Genomic DNA, 20,720 nt, shown 5'->3' with positions numbered 1-20,720 from the left:
TTAGCGGTGAATCGCCTGCTTACTCAGCTTTCGACAATATTAACGAGTCGATGCCCGAAAAGTCTCACCGGGTTTAATGTCGCGGTCGGATCGGGTAATCAGTACAGTGGCGGTGGTATCCTCGGTGTGAAGAACCAGAAAATCGCCGAGTTCAATGGCTGGCAGGATTTCAGGCGTCTCCCCCTGAATCGTGTGCCTCGCTTTTTCACGATAAAAGAGTTCATAGGATTGGCCTGCTTCGACGCCGTCCTCTGCGCCTTTATCGATGAACCCCAATGTATTATGTCCGATGAGTTCATTGTGTTCCTCTGTTGCAATGAGCCGCCCTTCAAGGCCCTGTACGGCCTCTTTTAGAGCGATGGTGGTCGATTTCGGCTCATAGGGAATCAATAAATCTCCGATCTGGATATCTCGGAATGCTTTCAAGATGCGTCCCACGGCAAGGCCGGGTTCCTGTCCGGTAATTTCGGCGATGCCGACAATATAATGCTGATATCCGATTGTTTCGAGCGATTTTTTATCTTCAAGCGGGGGAATTGTTCTGTAAACGATGTACTGTTTCCCTGGAAGCAGTTCGTGTGAATTTTCAGGCCGAATGTAAACCATGTCCTGCATGCTGATCATTTCTTTATCATCTTTTGATTTGAACAGCGTGCCGTGCGGCTCAACAGGTGTTTTTCGAATAAATCCGACCTGATCGATCTGCACAAACTCAAACGAGGGCGGCAGAACCGGTTCGGCGGCAGGCGCATCTTGGGGGATGTTTTCCACCTCTTCGAATTGCACCACGCCGTCTTTTAGATACAGCCGCAATGTTTGGCCGGGATAAATCCAGTGCGGATTCGGCAGCTGGTCGTTTTTTTGCCACAGATCCGGCCACTGAAACGGGGTTTTAAAGAACTTTTTTGAAATGCCCCAAAGCGTATCTCCCTTTTGCACCGTATAGTAAAATCCGGTTTCATAAGGAATTTTATTTTGTTCCCGGGCAGTTTGTGCTGAAAGACTCAATGGAATGGCGAATAAAACTGCCGTTACGAGCGCTACCCTGACCAACATCGTAGATAAAACAGAAAACATAGTGAGCCTCGATTCGGTTGCGCGGTTTGACGTTGTCGCCGAAGTACGGCGGATGACGCGATAGGTATTCTATTTGTTTGAGAATTATTACCCTTCTAGTTCGGGTCTTGTCAAGGCCTTACTGCAAAATGCCCCGATGGACGGAAAGAAGCGGGGACCAAAAAATTGTGAATAATTTGAATTTATAACCAATATTTAATAGACGCCGTAAAATATAACAATTCCATGGGGGTAAAGGGCGGTATGGGAAAAAATGGGGGTGATGGCCTCTTGTGATCGGCCGCTTGTTTTTGGCTGGTTAAGGTCTTCTGAATAAGTAGCTCAGGTCACAGATGTAGAGGAACCGGGTCATTATGGCTTGGGACTTTGGGCCGCTTTCGACCTCAACGTCGTTTAAATACTGTAAAAGAACCTGAAAGCGCGGGGTGAGGTTGTAGGCGAGTGAGGCCCCCAGTGTGTGATTGCTTAGGTTATCCTGCTGATCGATTCCCTCGATATTTGTCTTTCCGCCATGGTGGTAATAATAGTCCGTCGAAGCGAAAAGGGTGCGGGTGACATCATAGCTTAGATGACTCTCAACCGTCAGGATGGGATCTTTGCTTCTGTTTTGACTTGCCGGGCCGAAGTCATCATTGTCCGTGAAGAAATCGCCCGCAATCGTCAATTCAAAGTAGGCGTTATGGCCCGGAAGGACGGAGAATCCCTGAGTAAGATTCAACTCCTCTCGAAAACGCCATTGGTTGGCGCCCAGGCTCAAAACCCCTTTATTGTCGTAGTTTCCAAGCGGCGGAAAAACGTATGTGGTGACTCCGGCCCAGGTTTTCGACTGGTTGTTCTGATAAAACCATACGCCTGACTGCAGGATTGGGTCTGCCAGCCCGGATGCGGAGAAATCTTGTTCCCCCGGCAGTTCAAATGCTAAGTGTCCGAAGGGAATTATAAGATTGGAATAAAATTCAAAGCTGCCGAGCATATAGAAATAAACAAATCTTGCTGTGCCCACATCGCCTGAAAAATCCAAGTTGTCAGCCACGTTGTTCCCATCACCATACAAGGTGTCGGCCCAACTGTGATTATAATAAAGCAATACGCCGAGACATCCGGGAGGCGCTGGAAGGTAATCACGCGCGTGATTATCAGCCGAAGCAAAGTTATTTTGTGCCAATACGCTGCACAAAAGGACCAACCATCCCACGATGAATCGTGTCATTGCTATTCCCTCTCAATTCCGGTCCCAAGCGCCATGGGGACGCTCGCATAGGTGACCCTGTGGTTGCATTGAAAAGCAACGAGAAAAAGCGGCGTTCCATGAACAGCGAATTTAGGGTGCTTCTGAAAAAAAACGCTAATCGGGAGGCCACGGAAAGTGAGGCCCACTAAATCACAAAATAATGCAAAGTTCCATAAAATTTCTCGGCCGCCACAGAGTAATCGTATTTACCTGTAAAACCGTAGTGCATGGTGGCCGTTGGGGATCACCACCTGAATCTCACACACCGGTCGCAACGTTAATGGCTATAAACAATTGGTTTTTTTTGGCGTTTCGTGTGAAAAATCAGTGTTTGAGAAACGGGAGGGGGGATAACAAAAGTCCCTTACGCTGAATGCGCAAGGGACTTTTGTTTATGATTCATAAGGACAACGTGTTGCGGTAGCGACTTACATCATGCCGCCCATGCCGCCCATGCCGCCCATGCCGCCCATGCCGCCGCCCGGCATTGCAGGGGCGTCTTTATCTTCGGGTTTGTCCGCGATCATGGCTTCGGTGGTCAGCATCAGGCCGGCAACCGAACCGGCATTTTGAAGCGCAAAGCGAACCACCTTGGTCGGATCGATAACGCCGGCTTCCATCAAATCTTCATAGGTGTTGGTGGCGGCATTAAAGCCCTGCGCGCCTTGACTGTTTTTCACCTTATCGATGACAACGCTTCCCTCAAAACCGGCATTGTTGGCGATCTGGCGAAGCGGCTCTTCAATGGCGCGCATCACGACTTTGACGCCCATTTTCAGTTCCGCTGACACATCGGCGCTTTCGATGGCTTTGATGCAGCGCACCAGCGCAACGCCGCCACCGGGCACAATGCCTTCTTCAACCGCTGCGCGGGTAGCATTAAGCGCATCTTCAACCCGCGCCTTTTTCTCTTTCATTTCGGTTTCGGTCGCGGCACCGACATTGATCACCGCAACACCGCCGATCAATTTGGCCAGCCGCTCCTGAAGTTTTTCCCGGTCATAGTCGGACGTGGTCTCTTCGATTTGAGCCCGAATCTGTTTGACGCGGCCTTCCAGGGCGCTTCTCTCGCCGGCGCCGTCAACGACGGTGGTGTTGTCTTTATCGATCGTGATGCGCTTTGCCTTGCCAAGATCATTGATCGAAATATTTTCCAGTTTGATGCCGAGATCTTCTGAAACCACCTGGCCGCCGGTCAGAATGGCGATGTCTTCGAGCATGGCTTTTCGTCTGTCGCCGAAACCGGGGGCTTTAACCGCCGCGACATGCAGCGTGCCGCGCAGTTTATTGACGACCAATGTCGCCAAGGCTTCACCGTCCACATCCTCTGCCACGATCAACAACGGTTTTCCCATTTTTGCGACCTGCTCAAGAATGGGTAGAAGATCTTTCATGCTGCTGATCTTTTTCTCATTGATCAGAATGAACGGATCTTCCAGAGACACCACCATTTTTTCCGGATCGGTAACAAAATAAGGGGATAAATAACCCCGGTCGAACTGCATGCCTTCCACGACATCCAGCGTGGTGTCCATGCTCTTGGCTTCTTCGACGGTGATGACGCCTTCTTTACCGACTTTGCTCATGGCCTCTGCGATGATGTTCCCGATGGTTTCATCGTTATTGGCGGAAATGGTTCCGACTTGAGCGATTTCCCGTTGGTCCTTGGTCGGCTTGCTGAGTTTCTTCAGCTCGGCGACGGCGATTTCAATAGCTTTATCGATACCGCGCTTGATCGCCATGGGGTTGTTGCCGGCAGCCACCAATTTCTGGCCTTCTTCATAGATCGCTCGGGCGAGCACGGTCGCGGTGGTGGTGCCGTCACCGGCCATGTCACTGGTTTTGCTGGCGACCTCTTTGACCATCTGGGCGCCCATGTTCTCGAATTTGTCTTCCAGTTCGATTTCCTTGGCGACGGTGACGCCGTCTTTGGTGACGGTCGGCGAGCCCCATGATTTATCGATGACGACATTTCTGCCCTTGGGTCCAAGGGTGACCACCACTGCATCCGCCAATGTTCTGACGCCGTTCAGCATTGCTTCGCGCGCTTTCAAGTCATACTTTATTATCTTAGCCATCTTATTCATTCCTCCGTTAGTATTTTGAAAAAAAATTATTATTCGATTACGCCGAGAATGTCATCTTCGCGCATAATGAGATATTCTTCACCGTCGATTTTTACTTCGGTTCCGGAGTATTTTCCGAACAGAATCAGGTCTCCCTTTTTGACTTCCACGGGGATTCGTTTGCCGTCATCCCCGACTTTTCCGTTGCCGACTGCCACGATTTTGCCTTCCGCCGGTTTTTCCTTGGCTGAATCAGGGATAATAATGCCACCTTTGGTCGTTGTTTCCTCTTCAACGCGTTTAACCAGAATTCGATCTTGTAATGGTCTGAGTTTCATTTCCGCTTTCTCCTTTTTCTGTTACGTTTAAACGAGCCCTAATAAATAAAAATGGTCTTTTTTAAAATGATATTGCAATAGTTGGTGCCGGGTATGCCGGAGCGTGGCAGGCTCCCGCTTCATTTTCCGCGAGAAGCGCTCCGTGACGACTACCGCCGATCAAACGCAGTTGGTGTTTTACGTCAGCAATCTAATTACCTGCCGAAAATAATCACAGTTTCATGGTTGTAAAGGGTGGTGCGGGAAAAAAGATCGGTTTATTCACTCGCCTTGGTACCGGAATCGACGGATTTTTCCGGTCCCGAGCAAGCGCCTGTGTTTCCCGCCTCTTTTGCTACCGGGACATCTTTCTCTTTGGATTTGGCACCGTACCCGTCCGCAAACCATCCACTGCCTTTAAGGTGGAAGCTGCTTTGGGAAATAAGTTTTGAAAGCTTTCCGGAACAGTGCCTGCACGTCGTTAATGGTGCGTCGGAAAAATGTTGTATCGCCTCTTCGATTTTTCCACACTGGCAGCATTCGTACTCATAAATGGGCATTTTCTAAAACCTCCTGAAAATAAAGAAATATATGAATCCTGACACCCAAGAACAGCGAAGTTTGGAAAAAATATATGGCAGGGTTCCCACTTGTCAAGGCAGGAACCGATCAGGAATCGCTGACCTGTTCCATTGGCAGTCGCCATTTATTATAAAAACGAAACACTTCGGGCAGGCCGTCAAGTGTCAGGCGGCTGAGCATATCATGCGTTTCTTGATGCACGATGGTCTCCTCGGCCATTCGTTCATTATCAGTGGCCGCGAAGTTACAGAGAAATTTGCTGAAGCGAACGACATGAATTAATTCATGGGTTAAAATATACAGGGAAAAAGGAAAAAGTTTTATGCCCCTATCGTGTCGCATCGCCTCGAGAATGGCGTGGTCCTGAAGGCATATTTTATAGAAATCATATATCGCTGAGCCTAAAAAGCTGTCCATTCGCTGACCTTCATACCGAACAATTTGCGCAAATGGGCCGTTTACGATTTCTCCGGGGTCAAGATCTGCAACGGTTTTAAAATCATATTTTCGGCGGAGCCACTGGCTGGCGGACATTTTGTAGGCATTGCTGACAAGTTCCTCAGCCATGGCGGCCGCGTCATTGATAACGGCAATCTGGGCTGGTGTAAACCGTTGCAGTTCGGTTGGTGAGATCATATTCCTTTTTAAGCATTCGCTGGGCGCTCGTCAAATGATCCCGCAAAAAAATAAATAATTGTGGACAAGCAGCCTGAATTGATGTTATGCGTCCCGGATAAACTAAAATCCGTACGATTGGAGGTGATCATTTGGGCAGCGTTATCAAGAAACGAAAAAAAAAGATGAGAAAACACAAGCATCGAAAGCTTCTCGCCCGAACCCGTCATCAGAGGCGAAAGGGCAAATAAATATTTCCCCGAATTGATAAAAAAAACTATTAAAAAGCACCCCGTAGAACATCTTGCGGGGTGCTTTTTTATTTTTTGCCGCATTGGTTTGGCGAATCGGCCTAGGGCTGTTGGGAATATCCTTTTAGATATTTGAAAAAATCTGAATCTGTCGAGATCACCAGTGAGCTGTTGGAATCCATCGTGGTTTTATACGTTTCCAGTGTTTTTGAAAAAGAATAAAAATCCGCATCGACGCCGAATGCGTCGGCAAAAATTCGTGTCGCTTCAGCATCCGCTTTCCCCTTGATTTGCTGCGCCCTGCGGTAGGCCTCGGAGGTAATCTCTTTTAAATCCCGCTCTTTTTCTCCAAGAATTTTTTTGGCTTCGCCCTGACCCTCCGAACGGAATTTTTCAGCGATTTGATTTCGTTCCGCAATCATGCGGCCATAGACCGATTTGCGAACTTGGTCGACATAATTGATCCGCTTGATTTTAACGTCCACCAGCTCGATGCCGAAACCTTTCAACTTAGGCTGGGCCTGTTCAAGAATCATCTGCATGATTTTTTCCCTGCCGGTATTAATTATATAAGTTGAAATTTTCTCTGTCTGGGATGAAAATCCTTTTGTATCGGTTGAAGCCTCCTCGTTTTGGACCGTATCAACGCCGACTTCCATGGTGTCAAGCTCGCGGTTGCTTTTTCGGACTGTTTCGATCAGGCGATACGAGGTGACGGCATTTCTGACCGCCGGGTCGATGATGTCATCCAGGCGGCCTTTGGCCCGGTTCAAATTGTTGACAGTCTCAAAGAATTGAACGGGGTCAACGATTTTCCAGCGCGCAAAGGCATCGACCCAAATATAGGTTTTTTCCAGTGTCGGTATCTGGCCCGGTTCCCCATCCCATGACTGCAGGTTTTTGGGGAAGAAGGTCGCTATTTGAATAAAAGGAATTTTAAATTTGAGCCCCGGGCTGGTGATCGGCTCACCGATGACTTTTCCGAATTGGGTGATGACCACCTGTTCGGTTTCATCGACCACAAAGGCTGATAAGAATAGAACAACAACGGCAATCGCGCCAATGATTATGAGAGCACCTTTGGTTTTCATTTGGTTACACCGCTTTCGTTTCCTAAGTTAAGCAAAGGCAATAAATTTTTTTGCTCCGAGTCGACAATATATTTTTTCCCCAATGCGGGAAACACCTCTGCGATCGTTTCCAGATACATCCTTCGTTTGGTAATGTCTTTGGCCTTGGCGTATTCACGGTAAAGGGCCAGAAAGCGAGAAGCATCTCCCTTTGCCAGGTTGACACGCTCCATGGCATAGCCCTCGGCGGCCCTGATCGTTCTTTCCGCTTCTCCCCTGGCCTCGGGAAGCGCCTTGTTGTAATCTTCCTTGGCTTGGTAAATCATGGTTTCCTTATCCTGAACCGCCTGATTGACTTCATTAAAAGAGGGCTGTACGGGATCGGGAACATTTGTTTTTTTCATTTCAATCGTGGTGATGGCGATGCCGGCGTTTGCATTGTCGAGTTCCCTTTGAAGCACTTCCTTGGCCTCTATCGCGATTTCGTCCCGCTTGGTGATCACCTCGTTGATGCTGCGGTCTCCAACGACAAGCCGCATCGCGGCTTCGGAAAGATCCGAGAGCAGCACCTCTACATTTTTTACCTTGAATAAATAATCGTAAGGCTCTTTTATGCGGTATTGAACAATCCAGGGCACGACCGCCACATTTAAGTCGCCGGTCAGCATCAGTGTGGGGTTGGCCGCGTCATCCCCGCCTAAAAACCGGGTGGCGGCGGGCACCATTTGGCTCGGACCGCTTTCAAACTCCGCCTTGTAGACTAAGCGGACTTTGACCTTTGTGACTTTTTCAATACCCATGGGGAGTTTAAATCCTAGCCCCGGTTGATTGGTGCGTACATAGCGACCGAATCGTTGCACTACCCCTTCCTCATCCACGCCCACTGTAAAAAAACAGCTTAGTGAGATAAACGCGAGAAGGATCACTACAATAAATAACGGGCCGCCTGGAAATTTGATGTCTTTAATTTTATTTAATATCTCATCAAATTGGGGCGGGGGGCCGCCGTGCTGTTGTTGTTGATGATCTTTAAGTTTGTCCCAATCCCAGTTCATAATGTTTTTCCTATAATTATATATTTTGTTTCCCCGGAAATTCATGCAGTATGCAGACATTTCACATAAAGGGGTTTACGCGAAAATAAGACTGAACGAACCATTGAGTTGGCCGGATGGGAATGGTTGTTAAGCCGACTGAAAACCAAGTCGCTCCGCATCCGTCAGCGTCGGGGCCATAGGTTGCATACACTCTGAAATAAAAAGGTTATGCATTGCAGCGTGCCGATTAACATTTAAATAATTTTTAATTATCTAAGTTAGCAGGCCGTTGAAGTCAAGGAAAAATGCTCCTGGCGTCTTGGGCAGTTGCAACGCGGTGGCGAAATCGCGAGGCGTTTGCTTTTCCTTGACAAGGGTTCCGAGGCTTGTCTATGGTTTTAATTCGGTGGACTCGCCGATGAAAAAGGTCAAGGACAATTTAATGTTTTTTTTATGGAGTAAGGTTGGTCAGGCCCTCATTAAAACAGTGCGTTCATATCGGCGGCATCATCTCGGAGCTACTTAAAACGCATAAGCAAACATGCGGCAGGGAACTGACCCTTATCCTGGAGATTTGGGAGGACGCCCTCGGAGAGCAGATTTCGGGCCATGCCCGGCCGGCTGCTTACAAGAACCGGCTGCTTTGGGTGGAGGTCGCCAATTCGGTCTGGCATCAACAATTGCAGTTCTTAAAACCAGACATGATTGCGCGTATTAATCATAAGCTGGGGATAGCCCTGGTGGAGAATATAAAATTCAAAGTCGGGCGCCATCGAAGCTAATTCGGGGAAACCGGAAGCTGGGCAGCCGGGCTGCGCGGCGGTCAACGATCCTCTTCGGATAGACACGCTTTTTCGTGAATGCTTCCCGTGAAAGGGGCCATGTCGCTCGTTACATTCGATGCTTTTTTTGACGGCCGAATTCAGGTCAGGCAAGAGTCCGATGGCTATCGGTATTCCATTGACGCCGTTATTCTGGCCTATTTTTCCAAAAGACTCCCCGGGGAAAAGGTGCTGGATTTGGGCACCGGCTGCGGCATTATTCCCCTGATTATGGCATTTCGAAAGCCCGCTATTCATGTTTTTGGTGTTGAAGTCCAGAGTTCGCTGGCGCGCTTGGCGGTGGAAAATGTGAAGGATAACCGCATGACGGATCGTATTACGATTTTGCATGCAGACATGAAATCACTTCGGATTTTCATGACGGGCGGTCCCGTCGATCTGGTTGTGGTGAACCCGCCCTTTCACCGGGCCGGCTCCGGGCGAATCAATCCGAATGACCAGCGTGCGGTGGCCCGGCACGAAATACGGGTGGGGTTGTCCGACGTGATGCTCACGGCACGCCGCATGCTGCGAACCGGGGGATACTTCCTGTCTATTTACACGGCGGAACGCGTTTGCGATTTGATCATCGAGATGCGCAAGGCCGGGATTGAACCCAAAACGCTTCAGGCAATCCAATCCTACGAAAATGAAGCCGCCAAATTGGTTCTGGTGGAGGGGAAAAAGGGTGGCAAACCCGGCACCCGGCTGGCGCCGCCGATAATTCTTTATCATACCGACGGCGCTTATACCGAAGCGGCCAGACAAATGTTTCAATATGACTGAACAGGGGTTGGGGCAGATTCCGGCTCGGCCGCATAGACCCTTTATTAGAAACATGCACGAAAAAGCGTGTATCATTAGAGAAGGTTGTTAGCTGCCAAGCATCCCAGCCGCCCAGCTCCCGGCTTTGCCGGGTTAGGGCTTCAGGTCGTTCATGACCTGGCCGGTGATGACTTTGGGATAAAAATAGGTTGATTTCCTCGGCATGATCAACCCTTGTTCCGATACCTGCCGAACCTGTTTGATTTTCGTGGGGTTGAGAATAAAACAGATATCTTGTCCCGCCTTTTCAACCGCCTCGAAGGCACCGTCCTCCGTGCTTGAATACATAATCGCCTTTTCGTTATCCAACCGCTCCTGGTCAAATTTTAGAATTTCCATGAAAATAAGGCGGGTAAGCACTGTAACATCCAGGTGCCGTAGCGCGGGCGGAAGCTCATCCTCAAAGAGCCGGTCCATGACACCGGGTTTGAGCGTCAGCAAGTAATACAAGGGCTGGTTTTTAATCACTACGCCAAAGCGATTCCCTGCTGTTTCCGGTTCGAGCCGTGACATCAATTCGACGCGCCCTTCGTGACCGGCGGGCACGCTAATAATATCAAAATAGTTTTCAGCGGTTGAGATGAAAGTTTCGCGTATTTCAGCGGGGACGGCCGTCAAAATGCGGTGGGCCGGAAGAATAACAAGCCCTGGGTCACTGATGCTGGATAAGGACATCATAATGAAGTTGGCCGGATGCGATGTATCAAAATCCGGCTGAGTGTCTTTCAGCCAGTTGCGGAAATTGAGCGCGGTTTCGTATCGATGATGACCGTCCGCGATAAATAAAGGCTTGTTGTGAAACACCGTGGTAATGGATTGGTGAAGTTCCGGATCCGTTAGGCGCCACATCAGGTGCCTGTGGCCGGCGTCATCAATGAAATCCATTTCCGGTGATACGTTTCCGGCGGCGGCCACCAGCGTGTTCAATATGTTTTCCGAATCCGTGTAGAGAGAAAAAATCGGGCTGAAATTGGCGTGGCATAATTTTATCAATTCCAGCCGTTCGGATTTTACCTTTGAAAACGTACGTTCGTGGGGAAGGATGATTTTTTTCTCAAACGGTTCAAGGGCCACTTTGGCGGTCAGACCGTAACGCCGAACGGTTTCTCCCTTGAACGGAAAGTCGACAGCGGTCAGGTACAGCGCGGCTTCCGGTGATTTCAGCAAGATATTTTTTGCCAACCACTCTCTGAAAAAAGCGGCGGCGCGGGTATGCGGATTATTTTGCGGGGTGTCAGCATCGGTCGGCTTTCCGAGAATCAGGCGGATCACATTGTTGGGATGGCGTTCGTGAAACATATTCCGCTGGGCTTCCGGAATCACGTCGTAAGGTGGTGTGGCGACATTTGCATAATTGCCGATTTTGCTTAGATTGTAGTGGATTCCCTGGAAAGGAAGTATTCTGGCCATTTCATAAATCCTTTTTGCAAATTTCCGATCAAAAATTGATGAAAATATAAATAAAAATAATAACAGGCGCTTATATTCACGATGAATGGGCCAACCGATACTATAAAGCCGTTCTCGGATCAAGCGATAAATTTTGCGTTCTCAGAATTCACACCATTCATAGCATTAATTCCCAAAGAACCTAGTTGACACCTATGGGGAAAGAAGCTATGAAGCCAATTTTACGGATATGTAGAGGAGGGTTCAGGAGAGGTGGCCGAGCGGCTGAAGGCCCCGCTCTCGAAAAGCGGTATCCTGTCAAAAACGGGATCGTGGGTTCGAATCCCACCCTCTCCGCCAGGTTATTTTTGAATGTTCCCCCCACTCGTTGACAAAACGGAGAGATGACCGAGCTGGCCGAAGGTGCACGACTGGAAATCGTGTGTGCTGTTAATAGCGGCACCGAGGGTTCGAATCCCTCTCTCTCCGCCACGTATTTCATGTGTTTAAATACCTTTCCTTCCATATCGCCTTGTTTCGCCGCTTGTGTTGTTACCCCCATTTGTCCGAATCAAGACCGATGGTTTTCAAGTTCACCCGGGGGGCTTGTTCCCGGAAGGCGAACATTGATATCGTGATGTATCGATAAAAAAAGGAACCCGCGCCATGTCCTATCTTGTGCTTGCTCGAAAGTATCGGCCCCAAACTTTTGAGGCGGTGGTTCACCAGGAGCATGTGACCCAAACGCTTTCTAATGCCATTTCGTCCGGCCGGGTGGCGCATGCTATTTTGTTTTCAGGCCCCAGGGGTACCGGCAAGACCACCATCGCGCGGATTTTGGCAAAAGCCATGAACTGTAAAGCGGGGCCGAGCCCGAACCCCTGTAATACCTGCCGTTCATGTGTGGAAATCACGGCGGGAAACTCCACGGATGTTTTTGAGATCGACGGTGCTTCCAATAATTCGGTGGATCAGGTAAGGGAGCTGCGGGACAATATCAAATATATGCCGGCGCACAGCCCTTACAAAATATATATTATCGATGAAGTGCATATGCTGAGCACGGCCGCGTTTAACGCCCTGCTGAAAACCCTGGAGGAACCGCCCGCGCACGTGTTGTTTTTCTTTGCCACGACCGAGCCGCATAAGATACCGATTACGATTCTGTCAAGGTGCCAGCGGCACGATCTGCGCCGAATTGATTTACAGGCAGTCGTGACCCATCTTGCCAAGCTATGCGCAGCGGAAGCCATCGCATTTCCGGAAGAAAGCCTTTGGGTGATCGCCAGGGAGTCCGGTGGAAGCATGCGCGATGCGTTAAGCCTGTTGGATCAGATGATTTCTTGCGCGGACGGGCCGATTTTGCATGACCATGTTCTGGATCTGCTGGGGGCTGTGGATACAGAAACCTTGTTTAAAATTTCCGCTGCCGCGTTGACGCAAAACGTTTCGGAACTGCTGAATATCCTTGACACCGCCCATGGCCGTGGCCGGGATCTGAAAAAACTTTATTCTGATCTGATTGGCCATTTTCGAAACCTTCTTGTGATTAAAGTGGCCAAAAATGCGGCGGCATTGGTGAGCTTTTCCGATCAGGAAATCGAAATGGCCCGAAGGCAGATTCAGGTCGTGACCCCGGCAGTGCTAACCCAGACACTGGACTTGTTAATGCGGGAAGAGCAGGCCATTCGGTATGCCGTGCAACCTCGCCTTGCCCTGGAAATGGCCTTTATTCGCCTGGGCGTTCTTAAACCGGCATTGCCCATCGAACATCTTATCGAAGGCCTGGACGCATTAAGAAAAGATTTTTTTGTTGATTCCGGAAATAAAATGGGGGTGCCGCCGCCATCTTATGATGATGTTCCGAATGGTTTTCATGGGAAATCAGCTGCTTTAAAAGAACCGAGTGCGCCTGTTTATCCTCAGAAGATCGCCGAGACTTCCGCCCCGAAAAACAAACCGGTTGAGACTGGTGAAACGGCGGAATCTCTTGACAGGGCTTGGCAGGATATTTTAAGTCGGATTTCAATTGATTATCCTATGCTGGCGCCCAATTTGACCCTCAGTGCGGCCAAAACGCTTTCCAAGTCAACGATTGAGATTGAGGTGTCGGGCAGCAAATTCAATTTGAATATGGTGCAGCGGGAAAAAAGCCGCGGCGCGCTGGCGCAGGTTTGCAGCGACTATTTTGGCCGGCCCTTGCAAGTGACGATTCATTCCGGGGCCATTGAGATTTCGGACCATCGGGAAGGAAAAGAAGAGGAGCAGCAACGAAAGAATGAGGCGCTTCGTCACCCACTGGTTCAGGATGTGATCGAGATATTTGACGGCAAGGTTGTTGATGTGAAGATGAGTTAGATGGAAGCATATAGATTTCCCGGATAACGCCGGGACAAGGAGGTGGATTCATGAAGGGTGGTATGGGAAAAATGATGAAACAAGCCCAGCAACTTCAGGCCAAGATGCTTAAAATGCAGGAAGAGGCGGGGCAAATGACGGTGGAAACAACTTCCGGCGGCGGTATGGTCAAAGTTGTGGCCAATGGGCGCCAGCAGATTGTTTCGATCCATATTGAAAAGGAAGTGGTTGATCCCGAGGACGTTGAAATGCTTCAGGATCTTATTCTCTCGGCGGTCAACGATGCATTGACGAAGTCCCAGGAAATGGTTTCTGAGAAGATGAGCCAGCTCACCGGCGGGTTGAATATTCCCGGCCTCATGTGAGGCCAATCGTTAGGCGCGAAGAGCGTGCGGGTGAACCGTGCGTGGGGTAACTATCATGATTATCGGAGCAGGTGAATGAATCATTATCCGCCATCCATGATTGCGTTGATCAAAAATTTTTCCAAATTGCCCGGCATCGGCGAAAAAACGGCCGAGCGGCTGGCCGTGCATATCCTTCGTTCCTCCAGGGAGGCGGCCGAGGCGCTGTCACAGAGCATCATGGATGTAAAGGATCGCATCCGGCTTTGTCGAAAGTGTTTTTCTCTTAGCGATGCCGAGCAATGTCGCATTTGCAGTGATACGGGTCGCGATGCCGGTCTTTTGTGTGTGGTGGAACAACAAGGGGACATGGCTTCTATTGAAAAGGCGGGCGCTTTTGGCGGTTTGTACCATGTGCTGTGCGGCGTTTTATCGCCCATGGACGGGGTCGGACCGGATGATATTCGCATTCGGGAATTAATCGATCGGGTTCGCGAGGGCGGCGTCCGGGAGGTCGTGCTGGCTACGGGCACCAACCTTGAGGGGGAAACGACCGCAACGTTTATTGCTGAAAAGCTGGCGCCGTATCCGGTCAAGATGACACGGATTGCCACGGGGGTTCCGGTGGGCGGGGATCTAAAATATGTGGATCAGATGACGCTTAAAAAAGCGATGGAGGCCCGGCATGGTTTCTGATGCACCCGAATTCGAGAAAAAGGTGCCGGACCCGGCGGATATTTTTGAATGTCAACGGTGTAACGACTGTTGCAAGGGCTATGGCGGCACCTTTGTCACGGAAAAAGACATTCAGGCTATATCCGAATATATCGGCGTTCCGCCGGAACGGTTTGTCGACGCATACTGCCGCTTTTCAGGCAAAAAACCGGTAATTGCGCAAGGGAAAGACGGGTATTGCGTATTTCTCACGGCGGACGGGTGCGGCATACACCCCGTCAAACCGAAAATGTGCCGTGCGTGGCCGTTTATCGAAAGTGTCCTCAGGGCGCCGGAAAACTGGCGGATCATGGCCGGCGCTTGCCCCGGCATGCGTACCGATTTTTCCGACGAGGCCATTGTTGCTTGCGTATCGCGGGTGCTGGCGCAAAGAGATGTGACACCATGATTGGGTTGATCGATTCGGGGCTCGGCGGGTTAACGGTGGCGCGGGAAATCAGACGGTTGCTGCCGAATCAGGATTTGTTGTATTTCGGAGATACCGCCCACATGCCGTATGGTGCGCGCCCCGCGGCAGTAATACGGGATTATACACTGCGAAGCGCCGAGTTTTTATTGAAGGCAGGGGCCAACCTGTTGGTGCTTGCCGGCCACACCGTGGCCTGCGTGGCAGGGCCGCACCTTGAAGATACTTTTGCCACGCCCGTTTTATCCGTGTCTGAGGCAACAATAACCGCGGCGATGGCAGACTCCTCCAAAAACGGATTTGGTCTGATCGCAACCCGCGCCACGGTGGAAAGCCGGTTTTTTGAGGAAACGATTCAAAAAAGATGTGACAGTGCTCGGGTGTATGCTGTTGCAGCGCCATTGCTCGTCGCACTCGTAGAGGAAGGGTGGATCCAAAAGCCGGAGACTCACATGATGGTCAAAAAACATCTTCACCCGCTGATTACCCGGCAAATCGATACCCTTATCCTGGGGTGCAACCATTTTTCCCTTTTACAAAGGGCCTTCGCACGAAAAGCCGGCGCCCGGATTAAAATAGTAACAGGAATCATGCCGTTGGCCTTACAGGTAAAACAAATTATCGACGCATCAAGCGAATTGAATCAGCCTGCAGATCGAAAAGGCGCCCTGCGGGTAATGGTGTCTGAAAAAACCGCACATTATGAAAAAACCGCCCGGATCTTTTTTGGCGGCCATGTGGTACTCGATGTGGCTTAATGCGATGCCTTGGCCATCGCGTTGAAATATGAAAAAAGTATCAAACGATGGTTTGTATTCGCAATTCCTTGCGGTATTGATCCAGAAGGGTGGCCTTTGAAATCATGCCGATAAAACGCCCGTTTTTCACGACGGGCATGGAAAAATAGCGTTTTTCATCCATAATGTTCAATACATTCGGCAGATCATCATTCGGATTGATCACCTCCACCTCCGTTCTCATGATTTGCCCTAGCAATACCACATCATACATTCCCCGGTTAAACAGGTAGGGTCGAATATCGTCCAGATGAATCAAACCGACAAATAGGCCGGTGTCTTCTTCTTGGACCGGAAAATAATTTCGGTGAGACCGTTCGATGATTTTAATGAAATCCCTGAGTAACAGGTTTGGTGTGACCACGGTGCAGTCTTTTTCAATCAGCTCGGTGATGCTTAAATCCTGCAACACGCGGGCATCGGTGCCGAGCCGCAACAATTGCCCCTTTTCGATTAGACCTTTTAAATAGATGGATGCCGGTTCGATATAGTGGCAAAGCGAGGTTGAAATAGCGGATACGATGATCAGAGGCAGGATGACATCATAGCCGCCGGTGATTTCGATGATCAGAAAAATTCCCGTCAACGGTGCCTGCAAAATTCCGCTGATGAGCCCCGCCATGCCGAGCAGTGCAAAACTGCCTTCATTGACCCATTCGGCTGAGGGCCATAAAAAGGTTAGGGCGCGATGATAAGTCAACCCGACCATGCTGCCGATGACAAGGCCGGGGGCGAAAATACCGCCTGAACCGCCCGAGCCGAGGGTCAAGCTTGTTGCGGCGATTTTTGCGCCGACTGCAATGGCTGCGAACATCAACCCCGGTTCAAACGCGCCGATGATCATGCTTCGAATGGAATGGTATCCTTCCCCCAGAACGGGCGGCATAAAAATGCCGATGAGGCCGACGGCGCAACCGCCGACAGCGGCTTTTAACCATGAGGGGAGTTGAACCTTTTCCGCCCGGTGGTGCATGATGCCCAGCGCGCGGGTCAACAGAATCGATGCGGCGGCGCAGAAGATGCCAAGACCGAAGCAGGATAGGTTTTCGATCATATCCAAATGAAAGACGCGATGGGAAAAAGCGATCTGATTGCCCTGCAGCAGGCGGCTTAATTCCGTGCCCGCCACCGAAGCGATGGCAATGGGGATGATGCTTGGGGCCTTCCAGTCACCGAGGATCACTTCAATCGCAAAGACCATGCCCGCTATGGGAGCATTAAAAATGGAACCAATGGCAGCGGCGGTGCCGCATCCGACCAGTGTGATCCGTTGGCGGTCGTTTAAGGAAAATAACGTGGCGATATTAGACCCGATGGCGGAGCCGCTGATGACGACCGGTGCTTCGGGACCGGCTGAACCGCCGCTACCGATAGTCAGACAACTTGAAATCAGGCGGGAAAAGCTCGACCGGAGTCTCAGCAGACCGCCGAATCGGGAGACGCTGTAGATGACCTCCGGCACACCATAGCCTGCGCTCTCCTTGAAAATATTTTCAAGGACGATTGTCGACAGGACTGCGCCGATAGCCGGCAGAATGAATCCCCACCAGAAGTGCCTCAGGTGATTCAGCTGCTCAAACAGAAAAAGCAGCGAGCGGTTGAGTGCAACGGCGGCCAGGCCGGCACAGGTTCCGACGATAACGGCCAATAAGATCATCAGGATTCTATCATCGAAACGGAAAATCGCCCAACTGGCCGGATACCGCCATTTATTCAAAAAGTTAATGAAAGAGCGGTCCATCAGCGGTTTGTCCGGTCCATCTCAATTTCAAGCTCCGTGATTTTGGGGAAAAGAGCCTCCGGTGCCGGCCGGGTTTTCAAAAAAGAGATAAAGGCATCGTTTCGAATGCAAAACGAGAGACGGGATAATAAATGCAAATGCTGTTGAACGGTCTGGCTTATGAGCACAAACAGCGCAAAGACCGGTTTGCCGTCAACGGCGTTGAAGTCCACAGGTGTTTTTAAAAAACAGGTGGCGATCATTGATTTGTGCTCAATGGCTGCAATGGGCGAGCGGGGATGGGGAATAGCCACCCCCTTTCCGATACCGGTGGAGGTCAACTGTTCCCGTTCCAGAAGCTTTTGAAAGAGGTCTTCTTTTGATTTTTCAGGTATTCCGGTCAACCGGTTTACCGCTGCCTGAAGGATGGACGCTATCGAATCGCCCTCTATATTTTTAAAAACGCCGCCGCGACCCATGGCCCCTATCAAGGTTTCAACTGGCTCAATAACCGGTTCGCCTTGCAACGCCTGGGGTGGCGTAAATTTCACCTTGTGAGCAGCAGACCATTTGCCCAATGCGGATGGATTAAAAATGCAATCCTTATTTGAAATGTGTACGGGAATGCGGCCCTGCGATACCCATCGTTCGATGGTACTCGGCGATAAGTCCAGGCAGCGCGCCAATTGTGTCAAAGATAATTTCATATTGATAATTAGCTTACACCTAATTTTATTAATTCATAAAGCAATTACTATAGATTATTTAACCCGATGAAACAAGGCGGCCGGCTTATTTTTTGGGGTTAAAAAACTGAATTGGCAACTAAATGAACAAATCGGTCCTTCTCATCGAAACCGCCACGCAACGGCGTCGCATCGAAGCAAGAGGTTATCCTACCCCGCTGTTGCCGATTTTCGGTTAGGCCGGGTTAGACCCTATACCAGAAACATACACGAAAAAGCGTGTATCATTGGAGAAGGTCGTTAGCTGCCAGGCAGCCCAGCCGCCCAGCTTCCGGCTCTGCCGGGTTAGGCGATATTCTAATTTCCACTTTTCCCGCCAGATACGCCTTTACCTCGCTGATGGGAACTTCCTGACGGTGAAAAATGCCTGCCGCCAGGGCGGATTCAGCCTTTGTCTTCATAAACACTTCAAGAAAATGCGCGGCGCATCCGGCCCCGCTGGAAGCGATCACCGGAATGGTAACGGCGGCCTTCACCGCGTTAATCAGTTCAATATCAAAGCCCGAGTTGGTGCCGTCACGGTCTATGCAATTCAGCAGAATTTCGCCGGCACCGAGCGTCTCGCAAACCTGGGCAAGGGTGACGGCATCCACATTCCGGCCTTCGCGGCCGCCCCTTACGGTGCACTGATACCAGCAATAGCGCTCGCCGTTGGGGCCCGGCACATCGGTGTGAATGATTTTGTATGGAACCGCTTTGGGCGTATCGACATAGACCCGCCGGGGGTCGATGGAAATGACCACGGCTTGGGCGCCGTAAACGCGCGAGATCTCTTCAATGGGGCTTTTACCCGTTTTTTTACCTGTTTTCAGATATTGCTCCACAATATATACCGCGTCGCTGCCGATGGAAATTTTATCCGCACCGGATCTGAAATATTCCGTGGCTACCTCCAGGGCCGTGTATTTGCGCCCTTCCTTGTCGGTGAAATCGCGTATACCCCCGCCGATGGTTAGAGGGACAAACACATGTTTGGACGTTTGCGCCAATACCTGAAGCATCGGCATGTCTTTTAGCGGAAAATCTCTGAATCCGGTGATATTCAAAAAGGTGATTTCATCAGCGCCTTCCCGGTAATATCGGCTGGCCAGTTCCACCGGTTTTCCGAGGTTTCGTACGGATCCGCCTTCCCGAACATCATATTGATCGCCCTTGGTAACCACCAGATCCCCCTGATCGGTGGCCCGCACATCCAGGCAGGCGATAACCCGTTTGGCCAGCCGGGTTTCCGTGGCGGCCTGAACAGGCATGAAGGCTTCGGCGCCGGTTTCGATAAAATTTTTCAGGATTTGAAGGCCGGGTTCCCCGCTTTTTTCGGGATGAAACTGGGTGGCAATGATATTATTTCGCTGAACAGCGCTGACGAAGCGGATTCCGTAATCCGTAGTGGTTAATATGACGGCATCGTCCCGTGGCACGACATGAAAGGAATGCACAAAATAAAATTTTTCATTTCCATTGAGGCCGTTAAAAAGCCGTGAGGGTTGTTGAATACCGAGCCCGTTCCAGCCGATATGAGGAACGGCCAGATTTACGGCAAACCGTTTGACCATGCCTGTCAGAATGCCCAATCCCCGAACCCCCGGGGCTTCCTCGCTGCTTTCAAAAAGGGCTTGAAGGCCCAGGCAGATGCCCAGAAACGGCCGATCCGATTTCAGATAGTCTGTCAGCGGCGCCGTGTAATTTTTTTCCCCCAGTATCCGCATCATATTCCCAAAAGCCCCAACGCCTGGAAATACCAGTTTTTCAGCCGATACAATATCTTGAGCGGAGGAGACGATCTTAACCTGTTCGCCAAGGCTTTCGATGGCATTAATGACACTGCGGACATTGCCGGCGCCGTAATCCAAAAGGGTGATCATTTTGTGCCCCTATTTCTTTTATCATCAATAATTTCAAACCAAAATACACTGAGCGGGCTGTTCCCGACCTACCGCTCAACCCGGACTTCATATATCACTCATGGGAACAAAACAAGAGTTGGGAGATTTGAGATTTTGCTTCACGGCTTCAGCGGCCTGCAACTGGATATGGATTTGCCGAATGGTGTGCAAGAGAAGGCGGGGGTGATCGTATGTAAGGGGGTTCAGGATTTTGGAAATAGTCATTCTCTCACACTGCTTTAAGCCTGTTGCGGTATTCGCGAAAAGGAGCCATTGCGGCTTCATGGTGATGTCGCCATCCATGGGTTGGTGTGGAAAAATTAATGTTAGCAACAAATAGAAATGTCCGCTTTTGTAGCAAGTAAACTGTCCACTTTGCAATGTATATAGGAAACTAACCAAAGTAGCTGGGAAATCCCGTAGGCCCAAAATATCCGGAGGGATTTTCCC

The 20,720-nt window shown here is 50.2% G+C and carries 21 protein-coding genes and 2 tRNA genes; 10 read left to right on the top strand and 13 right to left on the bottom strand.

Annotated elements, in window-relative coordinates; genetic code table 11:
* Window positions 1-39: 39 nt before the first annotated feature.
* The 6 genes from RBT11_15860 to RBT11_15835 all read right to left on the bottom strand — a co-directional run bounded on the left by RBT11_15860 (window position 40) and on the right by RBT11_15835 (window position 5,909).
* On the bottom strand, window positions 40-1,077 hold the full coding sequence (locus tag RBT11_15860) for a LysM domain-containing protein (protein ID MDX9788254.1): 1,038 nt from the start codon (window positions 1,075-1,077) through the stop codon (window positions 40-42).
* A 298-nt stretch (window positions 1,078-1,375) separates the two neighbouring features.
* Window positions 1,376-2,287 carry a transporter gene (locus RBT11_15855; GenBank protein MDX9788253.1) on the bottom strand — a complete coding sequence of 304 codons (912 nt, stop codon included), beginning with the start codon at window positions 2,285-2,287 and terminating at the stop codon, window positions 1,376-1,378.
* Between the two features lie 449 nt (window positions 2,288-2,736).
* A complete protein-coding gene (gene groL / locus RBT11_15850) occupies window positions 2,737-4,386 on the bottom strand; it encodes a chaperonin GroEL (GenBank protein MDX9788252.1) in 1,650 nt (549 codons plus the stop codon).
* 38 nt (window positions 4,387-4,424) lie between these two features.
* Window positions 4,425-4,712: a co-chaperone GroES gene (groES, locus tag RBT11_15845; protein MDX9788251.1), complete on the bottom strand. Its 288-nt coding sequence runs from the start codon at window positions 4,710-4,712 to the stop codon at window positions 4,425-4,427.
* 257 nt (window positions 4,713-4,969) lie between these two features.
* On the bottom strand, window positions 4,970-5,251 hold the full coding sequence (locus tag RBT11_15840; GenBank protein ID MDX9788250.1) for a zinc ribbon domain-containing protein: 282 nt from the start codon (window positions 5,249-5,251) through the stop codon (window positions 4,970-4,972).
* A gap of 109 nt (window positions 5,252-5,360) precedes the next feature.
* Entirely contained in the window at window positions 5,361-5,909 is a 549-nt protein-coding gene (locus RBT11_15835; protein ID MDX9788249.1) for a hypothetical protein, read from the bottom strand.
* Window positions 5,910-6,040: 131 nt separating this feature from the next.
* On the opposite strand from RBT11_15835, the gene RBT11_15830 reads away from it, so the two are divergent.
* Window positions 6,041-6,139 carry an AURKAIP1/COX24 domain-containing protein gene (locus RBT11_15830; protein ID MDX9788248.1) on the top strand — a complete coding sequence of 33 codons (99 nt, stop codon included), beginning with the start codon at window positions 6,041-6,043 and terminating at the stop codon, window positions 6,137-6,139.
* A gap of 101 nt (window positions 6,140-6,240) precedes the next feature.
* Here the strand turns inward: RBT11_15830 and hflC are convergent, their stop codons facing one another.
* Window positions 6,241-7,230 (bottom strand): protease modulator HflC, encoded by a 990-nt coding sequence (gene hflC / locus RBT11_15825; protein MDX9788247.1) that lies wholly within the window; start codon window positions 7,228-7,230, stop codon window positions 6,241-6,243.
* Window positions 7,227-8,264: an FtsH protease activity modulator HflK gene (gene hflK / locus RBT11_15820; protein MDX9788246.1), complete on the bottom strand. Its 1,038-nt coding sequence runs from the start codon at window positions 8,262-8,264 to the stop codon at window positions 7,227-7,229. The genes hflC and hflK overlap by 4 nt, the downstream gene beginning before the upstream one ends.
* A 446-nt stretch (window positions 8,265-8,710) precedes the next feature.
* Here hflK and RBT11_15815 point away from each other — a divergent pair, with 446 nt between their 5' ends.
* Window positions 8,711-9,028, top strand: a complete 318-nt coding sequence (locus RBT11_15815; protein MDX9788245.1) for a DUF721 domain-containing protein — start codon at window positions 8,711-8,713, stop codon at window positions 9,026-9,028.
* Window positions 9,029-9,127: 99 nt separating this feature from the next.
* The gene (locus tag RBT11_15810; GenBank protein ID MDX9788244.1) at window positions 9,128-9,853 is read left to right on the top strand and encodes a tRNA1(Val) (adenine(37)-N6)-methyltransferase; all 726 of its coding nucleotides are present in this window, start codon (window positions 9,128-9,130) and stop codon (window positions 9,851-9,853) included.
* A 132-nt stretch (window positions 9,854-9,985) separates the two neighbouring features.
* On the opposite strand, the gene RBT11_15805 is transcribed toward RBT11_15810, so the two are convergent.
* Window positions 9,986-11,302, bottom strand: coding sequence for a DUF1015 domain-containing protein (locus RBT11_15805; protein MDX9788243.1), 1,317 nt, complete (start codon window positions 11,300-11,302; stop codon window positions 9,986-9,988).
* Between the two features lie 246 nt (window positions 11,303-11,548).
* Between RBT11_15805 and RBT11_15800 the strand changes: the two genes are divergently transcribed.
* The 7 genes from RBT11_15800 to murI all read left to right on the top strand — a co-directional run bounded on the left by RBT11_15800 (window position 11,549) and on the right by murI (window position 15,882).
* Window positions 11,549-11,641: transfer RNA gene (locus RBT11_15800), tRNA-Ser, on the top strand.
* A gap of 38 nt (window positions 11,642-11,679) precedes the next feature.
* Window positions 11,680-11,773: transfer RNA gene (locus tag RBT11_15795), tRNA-Ser, on the top strand.
* 174 nt (window positions 11,774-11,947) lie between these two features.
* A complete protein-coding gene (dnaX, locus tag RBT11_15790; protein ID MDX9788242.1) occupies window positions 11,948-13,639 on the top strand; it encodes a DNA polymerase III subunit gamma/tau in 1,692 nt (563 codons plus the stop codon).
* A 50-nt stretch (window positions 13,640-13,689) separates the two neighbouring features.
* Window positions 13,690-14,004, top strand: coding sequence for a YbaB/EbfC family nucleoid-associated protein (locus RBT11_15785; GenBank protein ID MDX9788241.1), 315 nt, complete (start codon window positions 13,690-13,692; stop codon window positions 14,002-14,004).
* A 75-nt stretch (window positions 14,005-14,079) separates the two neighbouring features.
* Entirely contained in the window at window positions 14,080-14,679 is a 600-nt protein-coding gene (recR, locus tag RBT11_15780) for a recombination mediator RecR (protein MDX9788240.1), read from the top strand.
* The gene (locus tag RBT11_15775; protein ID MDX9788239.1) at window positions 14,669-15,106 is read left to right on the top strand and encodes a YkgJ family cysteine cluster protein; all 438 of its coding nucleotides are present in this window, start codon (window positions 14,669-14,671) and stop codon (window positions 15,104-15,106) included. The genes recR and RBT11_15775 overlap by 11 nt, the downstream gene beginning before the upstream one ends.
* Window positions 15,103-15,882: a glutamate racemase gene (gene murI / locus RBT11_15770; GenBank protein MDX9788238.1), complete on the top strand. Its 780-nt coding sequence runs from the start codon at window positions 15,103-15,105 to the stop codon at window positions 15,880-15,882. The genes RBT11_15775 and murI overlap by 4 nt, the downstream gene beginning before the upstream one ends.
* Before the next feature lie 40 nt (window positions 15,883-15,922).
* Here murI and RBT11_15765 read toward each other — a convergent pair whose 3' ends face one another.
* The 4 genes from RBT11_15765 to RBT11_15750 all read right to left on the bottom strand — a co-directional run.
* Window positions 15,923-17,662 carry a chloride channel protein gene (locus RBT11_15765; protein ID MDX9788237.1) on the bottom strand — a complete coding sequence of 580 codons (1,740 nt, stop codon included), beginning with the start codon at window positions 17,660-17,662 and terminating at the stop codon, window positions 15,923-15,925.
* Window positions 17,662-18,336 carry a PTS sugar transporter subunit IIA gene (locus tag RBT11_15760; protein MDX9788236.1) on the bottom strand — a complete coding sequence of 225 codons (675 nt, stop codon included), beginning with the start codon at window positions 18,334-18,336 and terminating at the stop codon, window positions 17,662-17,664. The genes RBT11_15765 and RBT11_15760 overlap by 1 nt, the downstream gene beginning before the upstream one ends.
* A gap of 275 nt (window positions 18,337-18,611) precedes the next feature.
* Window positions 18,612-20,249, bottom strand: a complete 1,638-nt coding sequence (gene hisF, locus RBT11_15755) for an imidazole glycerol phosphate synthase subunit HisF (GenBank protein ID MDX9788235.1) — start codon at window positions 20,247-20,249, stop codon at window positions 18,612-18,614.
* A gap of 87 nt (window positions 20,250-20,336) precedes the next feature.
* On the bottom strand, window positions 20,337-20,720 hold a 384-nt coding region (locus RBT11_15750; GenBank protein ID MDX9788234.1), incomplete at its 5' end, for a hypothetical protein.

The sequence above is a fragment of the Desulfobacterales bacterium genome (assembly GCA_034003325.1).
GTDB lineage: Bacteria > Desulfobacterota > Desulfobacteria > Desulfobacterales > JAFDDL01 > JAVEYW01.
This window is presented reverse-complemented; position numbering and strand designations above follow the sequence as displayed.

What these genes read in the sequence shown, in the direction of transcription:
- murI (MDX9788238.1), top strand. Translation starts at nt 15,103, where the DNA reads ATGATTGGGTTGATCGATTCGGGGCTCGGCGGGTTAACGGTGGCGCGG.
- RBT11_15785 (MDX9788241.1), top strand. Translation starts at nt 13,690, where the DNA reads ATGAAGGGTGGTATGGGAAAAATGATGAAACAAGCCCAGCAACTTCAG.
- RBT11_15835 (MDX9788249.1), bottom strand. Translation starts at nt 5,909, where the DNA reads ATGATCTCACCAACCGAACTGCAACGGTTTACACCAGCCCAGATTGCC.
- RBT11_15775 (MDX9788239.1), top strand. Translation starts at nt 14,669, where the DNA reads ATGGTTTCTGATGCACCCGAATTCGAGAAAAAGGTGCCGGACCCGGCG.
- RBT11_15810 (MDX9788244.1), top strand. Translation starts at nt 9,128, where the DNA reads ATGTCGCTCGTTACATTCGATGCTTTTTTTGACGGCCGAATTCAGGTC.
- RBT11_15805 (MDX9788243.1), bottom strand. Translation starts at nt 11,302, where the DNA reads ATGGCCAGAATACTTCCTTTCCAGGGAATCCACTACAATCTAAGCAAA.
- groL (MDX9788252.1), bottom strand. Translation starts at nt 4,386, where the DNA reads ATGGCTAAGATAATAAAGTATGACTTGAAAGCGCGCGAAGCAATGCTG.
- RBT11_15855 (MDX9788253.1), bottom strand. Translation starts at nt 2,287, where the DNA reads ATGACACGATTCATCGTGGGATGGTTGGTCCTTTTGTGCAGCGTATTG.
- RBT11_15765 (MDX9788237.1), bottom strand. Translation starts at nt 17,662, where the DNA reads ATGGACCGCTCTTTCATTAACTTTTTGAATAAATGGCGGTATCCGGCC.
- groES (MDX9788251.1), bottom strand. Translation starts at nt 4,712, where the DNA reads ATGAAACTCAGACCATTACAAGATCGAATTCTGGTTAAACGCGTTGAA.
- hisF (MDX9788235.1), bottom strand. Translation starts at nt 20,249, where the DNA reads ATGATCACCCTTTTGGATTACGGCGCCGGCAATGTCCGCAGTGTCATT.
- RBT11_15860 (MDX9788254.1), bottom strand. Translation starts at nt 1,077, where the DNA reads ATGTTTTCTGTTTTATCTACGATGTTGGTCAGGGTAGCGCTCGTAACG.
- dnaX (MDX9788242.1), top strand. Translation starts at nt 11,948, where the DNA reads ATGTCCTATCTTGTGCTTGCTCGAAAGTATCGGCCCCAAACTTTTGAG.
- hflK (MDX9788246.1), bottom strand. Translation starts at nt 8,264, where the DNA reads ATGAACTGGGATTGGGACAAACTTAAAGATCATCAACAACAACAGCAC.
- recR (MDX9788240.1), top strand. Translation starts at nt 14,080, where the DNA reads ATGAATCATTATCCGCCATCCATGATTGCGTTGATCAAAAATTTTTCC.
- hflC (MDX9788247.1), bottom strand. Translation starts at nt 7,230, where the DNA reads ATGAAAACCAAAGGTGCTCTCATAATCATTGGCGCGATTGCCGTTGTT.
- RBT11_15840 (MDX9788250.1), bottom strand. Translation starts at nt 5,251, where the DNA reads ATGCCCATTTATGAGTACGAATGCTGCCAGTGTGGAAAAATCGAAGAG.